Consider the following 16,144-nt stretch of genomic DNA (forward strand, 5'->3'; position numbering starts at 1 on the left):
TCAAAATAGACTGTTCTGCGTGTTGTTATTTTATTATTCCGCGTTGGCCCAATTTAGGTGCCAACAGGGTTCGCCTTCTTTTGCCTGGCCTGCCTGAGCCACAAACACTCCAGCCGCAGCAATTAATTGTTCGCCAAAGTAGAGTAGCGGAATACGCTCCCGTTGCCACGGCGGTACCCCCAACTCTTGCCAAATCTTTTTGCTATGGCGCGAATGGTGCCGCCCAACAATCTTGATATCACCTTGTAAACCGAAACGGACGCTGATCACCTCGCCGGTTGCCGCAGCCCTGACCGCTTGCCCCCCTTCAGTAATAAAACTCAATACCCCCAGATTGGCAGGTAGAATCAAAGGGCCTGGGGGGATTGCGACATGATTAGGCCCAGCCTCAATGTTGGCCCAAGGTAGATGCCGTATATTTATCTCAGCCAGCGGTGGCAATAGATATAAATATTGCCGGAAGCGGCGAACCTGATGTGCCCCCAAAGTAAGCTGAGGCTCTGCATCTTGCCTTGCCATAGCAACTTCTAACCACAAACGTTGCAGTTGGTTTTGCGATGGCATCACTACCCCCCATCTAGCCAGCCAACGGCGTAATATCGCCCCCCGTTTGGCTTCTGAGGCCAGTAATAACCCCTCAATAGAAAGCGCGCCATCCGGGCTTTGCAGTTGTTGCAGATTATCTGCCAACAACTCATCCAATAATTGTTCCTGCTCAGCGCACAGACTTGCACTGCGCGCCGTCGCTTGAGCAAAATGCGGCCAGCGCTGATGAAGCAGAGGCAACACACTTAATCGCAAGAAGTTACGATCGAAACGATGGTCCTGATTGCTGTCATCTTCAATCCACCGTAGTTGTTGTGCTTGAGCATAGTTCTCAAGCGTTGCGCGGGAAAAGGCCAACAATGGCCGCAACAACTGGCTATGGGCAAACGGCATTCTGCCTGCCATTGAGGACAGCCCCGCCGGACCACTGCCCCGCTTAAGTGCCAGTAAGAAGGTTTCACACTGGTCATCCAGATGTTGAGCCGTAAGTAGCACTTCATTGGCAGCTAAATGTGAGGAAAATGCCTGATAGCGAGCCGTTCTGGCGGCAGCCTCTATTCCATTGTGTCGCGGGTCAATCTTCACTCGCACCACTTCAAGTGGAACTTCCCATTGATCACACTGCTGCTGGCAATGTTTTACCCAACTGTCTGCCAATGGGTTTAATCCGTGATGAATATGAATCGCGCGAACTTTCAGCTCAGGGAGCAATTGTTGGCGCAGGCTAACCAATAAATGCAGTAATACATTGGAATCCAACCCACCACTGAACCCCACCAGAACATGGCGATGATCACCCAATTGCGCGAACAAAGGATTGAGTAACACATTAGGCATAAAGGTGGCTGAGTTCATGTCATTCCAGCGTTATTTCGTATAGCTCCAGAGGTAAACCATCTGGATCAGTAAAGAAAGTAAAACGTGATTGGGTATAGGGATCAATGCGAACCGCTTCGCAAATCACACCGGCGGCCCCCAGTTCACTGACTGCCTGCTCAATATTATCAACCTGAAAAGCCAGGTGACGTAAACCACAAGCCTCTGGGCGGCTAGGCCGTGTTGACGGGGAGGGAAAAGAAAACAACTCAATAGTATATTGCCCATTTAAGGCTAAATCAGCTTTCCATGAGTCGCGTTCTTCACGATAGACCTCACTTATCAAGCTGAACCCCAGCACCTCACAGTAGAATTTTTTACTGACCTGATAATCTGAGCCAATGATTGCAATATGATGTATCTGACGTATTGCTAACATGTATTACTCCAGTTTAATCATTTGTCTTCAGCACATTGACCCAATAGCGACCATCATCATCGCGTTTAGCTCCGTGAATGTCGGTTTCAAATCCAGGGTAATGCGCGCCGATGGCACACAGCATCAGCAGGAAGTCCAAGACTGCGCGGCTCTCTTCACTGATCATTTCACCTGGCATAACCAACGGTACCCCCGGCGGGTAAGGCAGGATCATGTTGGCCACGACTTTACCTATCAAATCACGCATTTCGCAGGCCGCTATATTACCGCGAATCTGCTGTTGGAACATGTCATACGGCGTGAGTTTCATCTCTGGCAGTACATCAAAGGACTGGCGCATCAAACGGGGCAAGTCGTGTTTACGGATCAATTGGTGGATACCGGCGGCCAACTCCTGAATACGCATATGGCGGTAAAAATCGGGATCTTCAGCAAACAGATCCGGCAGCATATTTTTAACCCGCAAGTTAAGATCATAAGCGCGTTTAAATTCAGTGAGGCCGCGTAATAAGCTCATCGACTTAGTTTTATCAATGCCAATACTGAACAGGAACAGCAAATTATATGGCCCGGTTTTCTCTACCACGATGCCGCGTTCATCGAGAAATTTAGCGACTAATGCCGCAGGGATCCCTTCGTCTTCAAGTTCCCCTTCACTGCTCATACCCGGCGTCAGGATGGTCACTTTGATCGGATCCAGATACATATGATCTGCATCTGCATTGCTAAAGCCATGCCACTTTTGCCCCGGTTGCAACGGCCAACAGGCTATTTCGTCAATATCTTCTGGCTGCCAGACATCAAAGAACCAGTTGTCACTCTGTGAACGTAAACGGCGAACTTCTTTGCGAAAATGCATCGCACGCTCAATGGAGCGCATAATCATGCGCCTGCCCGGTTTACCACGCATCATTGCTGCGGCAGTTTCCATTGATGCCACAATGCCGTAATTCGGTGAGGTGGTGGTGTGCATCATATAAGCTTCGTTAAAAGTGCCTTCATTGTAATCACCTTTAATATGAATCATCGAAGCTTGAGAGAATGCGGCCAACAATTTATGTGTCGATTGCGTTTCATAGAAAACTTTACCCGCAACCCGTTCCCCGCTCATGCCACTTTTCCCTTCATAGATCTCATGGAAATTGGTATAAGGCACCCAGGCGGAATCAAAGTGAATTGAAGGGACGTCCAGTGTCTGCTTAATATAATCAGTATTATAGAGCAGCCCATCATAGGTCGAGTTCGTTATCACCGCATGCACTGGCCAGCTGGCATTCTTGGTTTGTGCAATTTTCTCAGTAATAGATTCGCGCGTAAATTCGTGCTGCGGGATGCCGCCCAAAATACCGTAAGCATTACGGGCCGGGCACAAATATAGCGGAATGATATTGGTCATCATCAAAAGATGGGTCAGAGACTTATGACAATTACGATCAATCAATACTGTACTGCCCGAGGGGGACGAATACATGCCAATGATTTTATTTGCCGTTGATGTCCCGTTCGTCACCATATAACTCTGCTCAGCATTGAAAGTACGGGCAATATACTCTTCGGCTTCCAGATGCGGGCCACTGTGGTCTAATAGTGATCCGAGTTCAGTCACTGAAATCGACACATCAGCCTTGAGGGTGTTAGCACCAAAGAAATCATAGAATAAGCTGCCTACCGGGCTTTTTTGAAATGCCGTCCCCGCCATATGCCCCGGCGTACAGAAGGTATATTTCCCTTCTTTGACGTAATTAAATAACGCCTTGGTTAGCGGCGGAGTGATGCTATCCATATACTCAGCGGTATATTGTTCAATATGCTGGGCAATATCATCTGCCGCATTTAACGTATATTCAAAGAAATAAAGAGCCATGCGCATTTCATTCAAACTGACATCCAATGAGGAGGTCGTATTGATAAATGCGTAAAGTGGGAGATATTCGTTCAGATCATTAATTTCAGTGCAAAGCTCATTACTGTGCTGGTCCCAATCGAAAATCACACCAATAATCCGCGCATTATGCTCGATCAGTTTAAGCAGATCACCACGATCCTGAGGGTAGATCAACTGAAAACCTTTAGCCAGCAGGGCATCGTTTAACTCACGAATAGGTTCATCTTTGTAGTAAACCCCCATCGGCCCCATGATTGCGATGATATTCATCGGTGAATCCTCATATTGTCCGCCAATTACCTATAACAACATGAAATTAAATTTTTGCCAAAATTATTATGGAGTTAGATATTATTACTCAGAATCTATAAGTAAAAAATCCGGCCCATAATATATGAGCCGGATTTCAATATTTCTCTGCGATGCCCAATAAATCGGGCATGCTTAATCAGCAATAACCGTAATTCATCAGACGCTGATAACGACGATTCAATAATTCTTCGTCATTCAAAACATCCAGATCACTAAGATCAGCCAACAGTTGCGCCTTCAAAGCAGCAGCAATAGTGGTGTAATCACGGTGCGCGCCGCCTAAAGGTTCAGGGATAACCGAGTCAATCATCTTTAATTCTTTCAGACGATGAGCCGTAATACCCATGGCCTCTGCGGCTAACGGTGCTTTATCAGCACTTTTCCACAGAATAGATGCACAGCCCTCTGGGGAGATAACGGAATAGGTGCTGTATTGCAGCATATTCACTTTATCGCCAACACCAATGGCTAATGCGCCGCCTGAGCCACCTTCACCAATAACGGTACAAACGATAGGAACACTCAGACGTGACATCTCACGCAGGTTACGTGCGATGGCTTCAGATTGACCACGCTCTTCTGCGCCAACACCAGGATACGCCCCTGGTGTATCAATGAAAGTAATGATTGGCAGCTTAAAGCGCTCAGCCATCTCCATCAGACGCAGTGCCTTACGATAACCTTCAGGCGCTGGCATACCAAAGTTACGGCGAATTTTTTCTTTGGTTTCACGGCCTTTTTGATGACCAATGATCATCACCGGGCGACCATCCAGACGAGCAATACCACCGACAATAGCTTTGTCGTCGGCATAAGCGCGATCACCCGCCAGTTCTTCGAAATCAGTAAAGATATTAGCGATATAATCCAGGGTATAAGGACGACGAGGGTGGCGTGCCAGTTGGGCAATCTGCCATGCGCCGAGGTCCGAGAAAATTTTCCGCGTCAGCTCAACACTTTTCTCACGCAGACGCTGGACCTCTTCATCCAGATTAATATCTAATTTTTCGTCTTGACGGCTGACTGCAGTCAGCGAGTCAATTTTCGCTTCCAGCTCTGCAATCGGCTGTTCAAAATCAAGAAAATTCAGACTCATAGCATTCCTATTTTAGTCAAATTCCAGTTCCACCTGCTCATTACCTACCAGCGTTCGCAAATCTATCAATAAGCGATCGGTGGGCGTCACGCGCCATGTGGCTCCAAACCGCAGCCGGGCGCGAGCATCTTCCCGTTGGTAATAAAGATGCACTGGGATCGTCCCCGCTCGATGGGGTTCCAACGACTGACGGAGACGGTTCAAAAGCTGGTCATCAATTTGCCTGTCGGTCAGCGATATAGCAAGCCCACGGGCATATTTTTCACGAGCTTCACTGATGTCCATTAACTCACGGGCGGTCATTTTAAGTCCACCACTAAAGTCATCAAAGCTGACCTGTCCAGTGGCTATCAGGATACGGTCTTTTTCCAATAAATGCTGATATTTTTCCAATGCATCGGTGAATAGCATCACCTCCAGACGCCCGGAACGGTCATCCAAAGTACAAATACCAATGCGATTCCCGCGTTTTGTTACCATAACCCTTGCAGCGATTACCAGCCCTACCGCAGTGGTCATTTTGCCCCGATCCGTCGGATGCATATCTTTCAAACGCAGCCCGCCAGCATAACGTTCGATTTCCTTTAGATATTGAGTAATCGGGTGGCCGGTTAGGTATAACCCCAGCGTTTCCCGTTCACCGTCTAAAACAATTTGTTCCTGCCACCGCGGCACATTAGCATAAGATTGCTCAACCTGCTCAGGTGCATCAGCCAATACGCCAAACATATCGGCCTGACCAATGGCCTCTGCTTTCGCATGTTGGTCTGCGGCTTTTAACGCTTCGCCTAAGGAGCTCATTAATGCGGCACGGTGCGGCCCCAAACGGTCAAAAGCACCGGACATGATTAACTTTTCTAATATCCGCCGATTCAGCTTTTTCGTATCGACGCGGGCACATAAATCAAACAAATCTTTGAAGTGACCGCCCTCTTTACGTGCCTCCAGTATCGCGTCGATCGGCGCCTCACCAACCCCCTTGATAGCACCAATCCCGTAAACAATTTCACCCTCATCGTTTACATGGAAGTGATACAGGCCACTGTTAATTTCTGGTGGCAGAATCTTCAGCCCCATACGCCAACATTCATCAACCAGACCAACAACTTTATCGGTGTTATCCATATCGGCGGTCATTACCGCAGCCATAAACTCAGCCGGATAATGTGCTTTTAACCACAACGTTTGGTAGGACACCAAAGCATAAGCAGCGGAGTGAGATTTGTTAAAACCATAACCGGCGAACTTCTCTACCAAGTCAAAGATTTTTATCGCCAATTCACCGTCAACACCCTGACTTTTGGCCCCATCTTCGAATACCGAACGCTGTTTTGCCATCTCTGCTGGGTTTTTCTTACCCATAGCTCGACGCAACATATCCGCGCCGCCAAGGGAGTAGCCAGACAGAACCTGCGCAATCTGCATAACCTGTTCCTGATACAGGATGATGCCATAGGTCGGCTCCAGTACAGGCTTCAGGGATTCATGTTGCCATTCGATATCAGGATAGGACAGTGCTTCACGACCATGTTTACGGTCAATAAAGTTATCTACCATCCCGGATTGCAGCGGACCGGGGCGGAATAATGCCACCAGAGCTATCATATCCTCGAAGCAGTCTGGCTTCAGCCGCTTGATAAGATCCTTCATACCTCGGGATTCAAGCTGGAATACTGCTGTCGTTTCCGAACGTTGCAGCATATCGAAGCTTTGCTTATCTTCCAGCGGAATAGAGGCGATATCTATCGGTTCCAGCCCAGTTTTGGCGCGCTTGGCATTGATCATCTCCAGCGCCCAATTAATGATAGTTAGCGTACGCAAACCGAGGAAGTCGAACTTCACCAGACCGGCATATTCCACATCATTTTTATCGAACTGAGTAACCGGGTTTTTGCCTTCCGCATCACAATATAGCGGTGCAAAATCAGTAATTTTGGTCGGAGCAATAACCACCCCACCGGCGTGTTTCCCAGCGTTACGTGTTACCCCTTCCAGCTTACGCGCCATATCAATCAGCGCCCTAACCTCTTCATCGGCTTCATAAATTTCAGGAAGTTGCGGTTCAGCGGCAAAGGCTTTTTCCAGCGTCATTCCAGGATCTGGTGGCACCAATTTTGAGATACGATCGACAAAACCATAAGGGTGGCCCAGCACGCGGCCCACATCGCGGATAACCGCTTTGGCAGCCATCGTACCGAAGGTAATAATCTGAGAAACCGCATCGCGGCCATACATCTCGGCCACATGTTCAATCACCAGATCACGTTTCTCCATACAGAAGTCAACGTCGAAGTCGGGCATTGATACACGTTCAGGGTTGAGAAAACGTTCGAATAGCAGGTCAAATTCCAGCGGATCCAGATCGGTAATCTTGAGCGCATATGCCACCAGAGAGCCTGCACCTGAGCCTCGCCCTGGCCCTACCGGAACACCATTATCTTTAGACCACTGGATAAATTCCATTACTATCAAGAAGTAACCAGGGAATCCCATCTGGTTGATAACTTTTAGCTCAATATCGAGCCGCTCGTCATACTCTGGCCGTTTTTGCGCCCGCACTTGCGAGTCGGGGAAGAGGAATTCCAACCGCTCTTCCAAACCTTGCTTTGATTTTTCTACCAAAAAATCTTCCGTGCTCATCTCACCGGTAGGGAACTGCGGTAGAAAGTATTCCCCAAGGCGGATGGTGACGTTACAACGTTTGGCTATTTCAACACTGTTGAGCAGCGCTTCAGGAATATCCGCGAACAGCTCACACATCTGTTCTTCATCGCGCATAAACTGCTGAGGACTATAATTTTTAGGCCGCTTAGGATCAACCAATGTAAAACCGTCATGAATAGCAACGCGGATCTCATGGGCGTCAAAGTCAGACTCAACAATAAAACGCACATCATTGGTCGCAACAACGGGCAGCCCACGATCAGTCGCTAGCGCGACTGCCGCATGAAGATAGTTCTCTTCGTCTGGCCGACCGGTACGGATTAGCTCCAAATAGTAACTGTCAGGGAAATGCTCTTGATAAAACTCAAGACACTGATCAACCTGAGTCTGATTGCCGCGCAGCATAAACTTGCCGACATCCCCCATCCGGCCACCGGATAGCAGAATCAGCCCCTCTTTATGCTTGATCAGCCAATCGCGATCAATTATCGGACCAGCTGCGCCATAACCACGTTGATAAGCTTCGGAGATCAATAAGGTAAGGTTTTGATAACCTTCATTATTGCGTGCCAACACAGTAAGGTGAGCCAACTCATCACCCAAGATTTCACTTTGCACGTAGAAATCTGCACCAATGATGGGTTTAATCCCAGCACCGTGGGCGCTACCGTAGAATTTCACCAAACCACAAAGGTTAGTGAAGTCAGTAATGGCCAGAGCGGGCATACCTAATGCAGCAGCTCTCTTCACCAAGGGTCCAATCTTGGCTAATCCATCGATCATGGAGTAATCGCTGTGAACACGCAGGTGGACAAAACGAGGTTCGGCCATATCCAGATACCAGAAATTAGTGGATTGAATCACACCCGCAGAACAGAGTGTCTGAGGGCATCATAACTATGAGTGTCTTTCAGCGACAATACCGGCTTATATCAGCCCTAACACGCGCTTAACCGGGCCAAAGCTGCGCCGATGGTGCTCAGTTGCGCCTAGTGCCGCCAGCCGCTCCAGGTGGAATGCTGTCGGGTAGCCTTTGTGCTGCGCAAAACCATACTCGGGGAAAATGAGATCCAGTTCAGTCATTTCACGATCACGGGTCACTTTAGCCAGAATAGAGGCGGCACTGATCTCTGCAACTCGGCTGTCCCCTTTTACAACGGCTAATGACGGCATCGCCAGTTTTGGACAGCGATTACCATCAATCAACACATAATCGGGTGTGATATGCAATCCTGCTACTGCTCTTTGCATTGCCAGCATTGTTGCATGCAATATATTTAGGTGATCAATCTCTTCTGGCTCAGCGCGACCAAGGCTCCAGGACAGGGCCTTATCCGTAATTTCGTCATAAAGTGACAGACGCCGCTTCTCACTCAGTTTTTTCGAGTCTGCCAAACCGACAATTGGCCGTGTCGGATCGAGAATAACCGCCGCAGTGACAACAGCCCCCACTAATGGGCCACGGCCAACTTCATCCACACCGGCAATCAAATTCGCCTGCGGGTATATAAAAATATCTGTCATCGACCTGCTAACTCCAATACCGCCTGTGCTGCCTGTTCATCCGCGCCACAACGGATGCTCTGATGCAAAATCAGGAAACGTTCTTTTAACGCCTCAACTGCACCACCACCTTGTAATAGCGGTAACAATGCATCGGCTAATGTTTGTGGTTGGCACTCTTGCTGCAACAATTCTGTCACCAGCTCTTCGCCTGCCAACAGATTCGGTAATGAGACATAAGGTGTTTTAACTAATCGTTCTGCTAACCAGAAAGTGAAGGGTTTCATACGATAACCGACCACCATGGGGCATTTAGCCAACATGCATTCCAACGCCGCAGTACCCGAGGCGAGCAAGGTAGCATCACTGGCAATCATCGCCACCCGGGCATTGCCAACTAATAAATGGACGGATAAGTCAGGGGCAATTTCAGCTTTAATTCGTTCAAACTGCTCACGACGCTTGCTGTTAACCAATGGAACCAGCACTTCCAGCTCAGGCAGTTGTTGCCTCAAGATGGCTGCAGTACGCAGAAAATCGGCACTGAGCATTTCCACTTCTGAATGGCGACTACCCGGCAACAGGGCCAGACATGGCGCATGTAGCGCAATCCCCAATTCTGTTCTTGCCGCTTGCTTATCAGGGATTAAAGGCATGGCATCAGCCATGGTATGACCAATAAAGCGACATGGAACATTGAAACGATCGTAAAACGCTTTTTCAAAAGGAAGAAAAGCCAACACCATATCGGTCGCTTTATCAATTTTGAAAACGCGTTTTTGTCGCCAGGCCCAAACAGAGGGGCTGACATAATGAATGGTTCGGATGCCACGCTGTTTCAAACGCCCTTCGAGGGTGATATTGAAATCAGGCGCATCGATACCCACGAAAACATCTGGGGAGAGTTCACTAAAGCGTTGGGTCAGATCTTTGCGGATCTTGAGTAACCGTGGCAAGCGTTCTAATACTTCAACAACGCCCATCACTGCCAACTCTTCCATCTCATACCAGGCTTCACATCCCTCAGCTTGCATCAGTGGCCCAGCAACACCAACAAAGCGGGCATCGGGAACCTGAGCTTTCAGCGCACGAATCAACCCAGCGCCTAAGATGTCGCCAGAAGTTTCTCCGGCTACTAAACCGATAGTTAAAGGACGCCCGGTATTCGACGGACAATCAACAGCTAATGGGCTATTTTGCATAAGTTAGCGAATAATGCCGCGAGTAGAGCGCGCAAAGAAATCACTGAATGCCTTAACCGCCGGAACCTGCTCCGCCAATTCGGCAATTTCTGGTTTCACTTCATCCAGCGTCCGACCACTGCGGTACAACAACTTGTAAGCATTACGGATCGCATGAAGTGATTCTTTGTCAAAACCACGACGTTTTAACCCTTCAATATTGATACCAAATGGTGTTGCATGGTTGCCCTGAGCAATGACATAAGGAGGCACATCCTGAGCAACGCCTGAACAACCGCCCACCATCACATGCGCACCAATCACGCAGAATTGATGGATAGCCGTCATTCCGCCAATGATGGCAAAATCGTCAATTTCCACATGACCACCCAAAGTTGCATTGTTCGCAAGAATGCAACGATCACCAATGATACAGTCATGGGCGATATGGGCATTAATCATCAGCAAATTGTCGCTGCCTACTTTAGTTAATCCACCACCTTGAACCGTACCACGGTGGATAGATACGCTTTCACGGATACGGTTACGTGAACCGATCTCAACGCGAGTAGGCTCGCCTGCATATTTCAGATCCTGATTCGCCTCACCAATGGAGGCAAATTGGTAAATCTGATTGTCACAGCCAATCTTGGTTACACCATTAACGACGACATGGGATTTCAGTTCCGTGCCAGCGCCAATTTCCACCTGAGATCCGACAAAGCAGAAGGGGCCAATACGAACGCCGGCACCAATAATGGCACCTTCTTCGACGATAGAACTTGGATGGATAATGGCGGTTTTGTCAATCACGTATCAGGACTCCTTAACTGCGGGTTCGACAACAACAGACTTTGCAACAACAGCTTCTGCTGGTGGGGTTACTGGCCTGCTACGAGCACACATCATCGTGGCAGTACAGACGATTTCACCATCGACTTTCGCAACACCAGTAAAACGGGTCAGACCACGGCGTTCTTTAACGAACTGAACTTCCATGATCATTTGATCACCAGGCACTACCGGACGTTTGAAGCGAGCTTCATCAATACCAGCAAAATAATAAAGTTCACCCGGCTCAAGTTTACCGCGGCTTTTAAATGCCAGGATACCGGTCGCCTGCGCCATCGCCTCTAAAATCAGCACGCCTGGGAAGATAGGTTTACCCGGGAAATGGCCTTGGAAAAATGGCTCGTTGAAAGAGACGTTCTTCACTGCACGCAGAAATTTTCCTTCTTCGAAATCAAGGACACGATCTACCAGCAAGAACGGAAAACGGTGCGGGAGTAGATCCAAAATCTCTTCAATATGCAGAGTATGAGTGTCAGTAGTCAAAATACTCTTCCTGTCTAAAAAACTAATGCTATCAACAACACGGCCTGCACTGCCCCAAAAGGGAGGCATTAGGCAGGCCGCAAATTAGGAACTCTGTATACCCTTCGAACTTGACGCAACAACGGCGTAACTGCACGTATTTACCTGAATCACTTGACCACATAAGTTCATCAAGATTGATTTATTTTGTCAGGCTGCGACACCAATTTCTTTAAGTATCTACTTTTGGCATCACTTGCCAATAAGCTTAATTATTGACTCAGAGTATCGGTCTTGAGTGACTACTCTTTATCGATTTTACGCTCAATAGCTTTTAAGCGTTTATTAATTCCATCGATATTCATCACTAAAGCAGCGGTCTTGCGCCAAACTTTATTTGGTTGTAACGGAATGCCGGAGGAGTATAACCCAGGTTCAGTGATTGGGCGCATCACCATTCCCATTCCGGTGATTGTGACTTTGTCACAAATCTCCATATGACCATTGATCACACTCGCGCCGCCTATCATACAATAGCGGCCAACTTTCAGACTACCTGCCATGATAACACCACCCGCAACTGCAGTATTGTCGCCAATCACAACGTTATGTGCAATCTGACATTGGTTATCAATGATGACGCCATTACCAATAATGGTATTATCTAATGCGCCACGGTCAATCGTGGTACAAGCGCCAATCTCAACACGGTCACCAATATGCACTGAACCGAGCTGTGGAATTTTTATCCAATTACCACGATCATTTGCATAACCAAAACCATCTGCACCAATGACCGTACCGGATTGAATCAGGCAGTTCTGCCCGATAACAACTTCATGATAAACGGAAACATTGGCCCACAAACGGCTACCAGCACCAATGTGAGTATTCTTGCCAATAAAGCAGCCAGCACCGATAACCACATTATCGCCTAGCACAACACCGGACTCTATCACTGCATTCGCACCGATAGAAACCTTCTCTCCCAACGTTACCAGTGGAGCGATAACTGCACTCGGTGCAATATCCTGGGCCGGTTGAGGTGTGGTATCCATTATCTGAGCCATGCGTGCATAGGTTAAATACGGATTTTTAACCACTAGAGCTGCAGATTTACAGAAAGGTAAGTCAGCCTCAGTCAATACCACCGCACCTGCATTACAAGTAGCGAGTTGTTCTTGATAGCGGCTATTTGACAAAAACGTGATTTGCGAAGGCTCGGCGGAATGCATAGAAGCGATGCCGGTGATGACGAGTGAGCCATCACCGTACACCTGTGCATCCAACTGCTGAGCTAAATCAGCCAGTCGAATTGAAGGCATGTTTTATTTAACCTGTTTCAGCACGTCAGCAGTGATATCTTTAGAAGGGTCTGCATATGCAACAGCATTTGCATCAATCACCACATCATAACCACCTTTGCTAGCAACAGATTTAACAGCATCCTGAATACGGCTCAGAATTTTGTTACGCTCTTCCATCTGACGACGGCGATTATCTTGCTCAAAAGCCTGGGCTTTAGTAGAGAAAGTTTCACGCTGTTTCATTACGTCGCTTTCCAGCTTGGTACGATCACTGGCTTTCATGGTAGAACCGTCACGTTGCAGCTTCTGCATTTTAGTTTGCAGGTCGCGCTCCATTCCTTGCAGTTCGGTTGCACGGCCTTTGAATTCATTCTCCAGCTGCTTAGCTACGGTTTCACGCGCAGGTAATTGTTGGAAAATGCTGGAAACGTTAACAATAGCAATCTTGTCAGCGGCTTGAACGCTGGCAGAAGCTGCCAATGCTAAACCAAGACCTGCGGCACACAACCACTTTTTCACTATAAACTCCTTACCATTACCCGTTTGTGTCAGAGACACTTTGAAGTGCACTTAATACTGAATAGTGCCTAAAATAGCGCCAAACTCACTAGCGCTACCTTAGGTTATTTCAACTACCAGTGCTGTCTTTAAAATTCAGAACTACTTTGCCAATCAATTACCAAGTCTTACCAATGTTAAACTGGAATTGCTCTGACTTATCACCTTCGTAATCTTTAACCGGTTTAGCATATGAGAACACTAATGGACCCAATGGCGACATCCATTGTAATGACACACCGGCAGACACACGAATATTACTCGCCTTACTGTAATCAGGTACACCAGCAGCACGCGTCAGTGCGGTATTTTCCCAATTAGTATCCCATACAGTACCTGAGTCAATGAAGAAGGAGGTCCGTACAGAGTTTGAGTATTTTTCACTGATAAACGGCGTCGGTGTAATCAGTTCTAAACTGGCCACCGCCATCGCGTTACCACCAACCGCATCGGTTGAATCTCTGATGGTCCCATTAGCATTATAGTATGCCGCTTTAGGACCGATATTATTTGATCGGAAACCACGGACAGTACTGGAACCACCGGCATAGAAGTTCTCATAGAATGGCATCTCTTTCGAACCGATACCGTCGCCATAACCCAAGCGACCACGGCCTAAGAGCACCCATGAATGATCTTCATCTAACGGTTGGTAAGCAGATGTATCGAAAGTGATTTTATAGAACTCGTTATCAGAGCCAGGTACCGTCACTTTGGTATTAACTGATGATTTAACCCCTGACGTTGGGAAGAAACCACGGTCAAGGTTGTTATAAGTCCAACCCAGATTCAGTGTGAAGTCATCCGCTGTGAAGCTGGCACGATCAGTCAGATTAGGATCTTGACCAACAGAGTCAAGATATCGCCACATCGCGACTTGTGGTTCCATGTCAGACAGGGAGTTATGGACGTAACCTAAACCAACCCGTAATGAGTTATTCTCATTAATTGGGAAGCCTAAAGTACCGTCAATACCGTAACTGCTGTTGGTATAGCCAGACAGGTCTGCGTTATCTGCTTTAAAATCATTATAGAAGATACGCCCGCCCAGACTTACACCATCAACGGTGAAGTAAGGGTCAGTTAAGGTAAATTCAGCATAAGTCTGATAGTCGTTCTTCGTACCATTAATACCGACGGTATTACCAGTACCCAACCAGTTATCTTGCTGAACCCCAACCTGGAAGCTGACACCACTTTCTGTGCCGTAACCAATACCAAAGTTTAAACTACCGGTATTGCGTTCCTTGACTTTATAAGTGACATCGACCTGATCAGCAGTTCCTGGAACACGTTGAGTTTCAACATCAACGGTTTCGAAATAGCCCAGACGGTTTAAACGTTCTTTGCCCGCTTCGACCTGATCATTACCCAACCATGCACCTTCCATCTGGCGCATTTCACGGCGCAATACGGAGTCTTTACTGGTGTCATTACCTTCGAAACGAACATTGCGGACATAGAAACGGTTACCCGCATCTACGTTGATATGCAGTTTGACTGTTTTATCAGCATCGTTAATTTCTGGTTGAGAGACCACACGCGGATAAGCATAACCATAGCGGCCCAACATCTTCTTGATGTCTTCTTCAATGCGTGTGACTTTACTGCCGTTATACAATTCACCCGGCTCAATCGCTGCCAGCTTATCAGCTTCAGATTGATGCCCTGCAAGATTACCGCTCACAACAACGCTATTAAGCTTGTATTGGTCGCCTTCGGTAATGTTGATGGTGATATAGATGCCTTTTTTATCTGGCGTCAAACTCACCTGAGTAGAATCGATATTAAATCGGGCATAACCGCGATCTAAGTAGAAGCTGCGCAAGATTTCGAGATCACCGGCGAGCTTCTGCTTCTGATATTTACGATCACCAACCACGTTCCACCATGGCACTTCATCACGCAATTGGAAGCGTGAGATAAGCTCATCAGTTGTGAAACTGTGGTTACCTACGATGTTAATCTGCTGAATTTTTGCAGAGACACCTTCGGTAAAGACCAGTTTGATATCAACACGATTACGCGGTAGCGGTGTAACAACAGCCTTCACTGAAGCGCTGTATTTACCCACACTGTAGTAGAAGTCTTCGAGTCCTTTTTCAATGCTGGATATAGTGGTACGGTCCAGGGCTTCGCCAACCCGGACGCCAGAGGCTTCCAGATTCTGCTTAAGCATGTCATCTTTCACCGCTTTGTTACCGGAGAAAGTGATGCTGGCAATCGTTGGGCGTTCTTTGACTTGAACAATCAGCGTATCACCATCGCGCAGGACGCGAACGTCCTCGAAGTTGCCTGTAGCAAACAACGCACGGATAGTTTTACCGATGTCATCATCACTGACGGTATCGCCTACGCGAACCGGCATATTAAGTAACGCCGCACCGACGGCGACCCGTTGCAGGCCTTCGAAATGAATATCTTTCACTACGAACCCGTCTGCACCGTATACGGTGGCGCTGCCAAACAGCAGCGACGCTATGAGCAACTTTTTCATCGCCATCGTTGTTATGCGTTCTTCCT

12 protein-coding genes are annotated in these 16,144 nt (G+C 47.7%); all 12 read right to left on the reverse strand.

All coding sequences use genetic code 11. The features are described 5' to 3' along the window. Window positions 1-33: 33 nt before the first annotated feature. Entirely contained in the window at window positions 34-1,401 is a 1,368-nt protein-coding gene (tilS, locus tag V1956_RS20885) for a tRNA lysidine(34) synthetase TilS (RefSeq protein WP_442825616.1), read from the reverse strand. A gap of 1 nt (window position 1,402) precedes the next feature. Then, window positions 1,403-1,801 (reverse strand): VOC family protein, encoded by a 399-nt coding sequence (locus V1956_RS20890; RefSeq protein WP_372559759.1) that lies wholly within the window; start codon window positions 1,799-1,801, stop codon window positions 1,403-1,405. 13 nt (window positions 1,802-1,814) lie between these two features. Continuing rightward, window positions 1,815-3,956, reverse strand: coding sequence for a lysine decarboxylase LdcC (locus tag V1956_RS20895; RefSeq protein ID WP_442825617.1), 2,142 nt, complete (start codon window positions 3,954-3,956; stop codon window positions 1,815-1,817). A gap of 178 nt (window positions 3,957-4,134) precedes the next feature. Next, entirely contained in the window at window positions 4,135-5,094 is a 960-nt protein-coding gene (gene accA / locus V1956_RS20900) for an acetyl-CoA carboxylase carboxyl transferase subunit alpha (protein WP_372559761.1), read from the reverse strand. Window positions 5,095-5,106: 12 nt separating this feature from the next. Further along, window positions 5,107-8,589 (reverse strand): DNA polymerase III subunit alpha, encoded by a 3,483-nt coding sequence (gene dnaE, locus V1956_RS20905; RefSeq protein WP_372559762.1) that lies wholly within the window; start codon window positions 8,587-8,589, stop codon window positions 5,107-5,109. 96 nt (window positions 8,590-8,685) lie between these two features. After that, window positions 8,686-9,282, reverse strand: coding sequence for a ribonuclease HII (rnhB, locus tag V1956_RS20910; protein ID WP_372559763.1), 597 nt, complete (start codon window positions 9,280-9,282; stop codon window positions 8,686-8,688). Further along, window positions 9,279-10,463 carry a lipid-A-disaccharide synthase gene (gene lpxB, locus V1956_RS20915; RefSeq protein WP_442825618.1) on the reverse strand — a complete coding sequence of 395 codons (1,185 nt, stop codon included), beginning with the start codon at window positions 10,461-10,463 and terminating at the stop codon, window positions 9,279-9,281. The genes rnhB and lpxB overlap by 4 nt, the downstream gene beginning before the upstream one ends. A 3-nt stretch (window positions 10,464-10,466) precedes the next feature. Further along, window positions 10,467-11,255: an acyl-ACP--UDP-N-acetylglucosamine O-acyltransferase gene (lpxA, locus tag V1956_RS20920; protein ID WP_083162935.1), complete on the reverse strand. Its 789-nt coding sequence runs from the start codon at window positions 11,253-11,255 to the stop codon at window positions 10,467-10,469. A gap of 3 nt (window positions 11,256-11,258) precedes the next feature. Further along, complete coding sequence (gene fabZ / locus V1956_RS20925; RefSeq protein ID WP_083164110.1) at window positions 11,259-11,777, reverse strand: 3-hydroxyacyl-ACP dehydratase FabZ; 519 nt, start codon at window positions 11,775-11,777, stop codon at window positions 11,259-11,261. A gap of 281 nt (window positions 11,778-12,058) precedes the next feature. After that, window positions 12,059-13,081, reverse strand: coding sequence for a UDP-3-O-(3-hydroxymyristoyl)glucosamine N-acyltransferase (gene lpxD / locus V1956_RS20930; protein ID WP_372559764.1), 1,023 nt, complete (start codon window positions 13,079-13,081; stop codon window positions 12,059-12,061). 3 nt (window positions 13,082-13,084) lie between these two features. Next, entirely contained in the window at window positions 13,085-13,582 is a 498-nt protein-coding gene (skp, locus tag V1956_RS20935) for a molecular chaperone Skp (RefSeq protein WP_032820361.1), read from the reverse strand. 157 nt (window positions 13,583-13,739) lie between these two features. Beyond that, entirely contained in the window at window positions 13,740-16,124 is a 2,385-nt protein-coding gene (gene bamA, locus V1956_RS20940) for an outer membrane protein assembly factor BamA (RefSeq protein WP_372559765.1), read from the reverse strand. Between the last annotated feature and the right edge of the window lie 20 nt (window positions 16,125-16,144).

Origin of the sequence: Yersinia sp. 2540 StPb PI (genome assembly GCF_052217165.1) — a bacterium.
GTDB lineage: Bacteria > Pseudomonadota > Gammaproteobacteria > Enterobacterales > Enterobacteriaceae > Yersinia > Yersinia enterocolitica_E.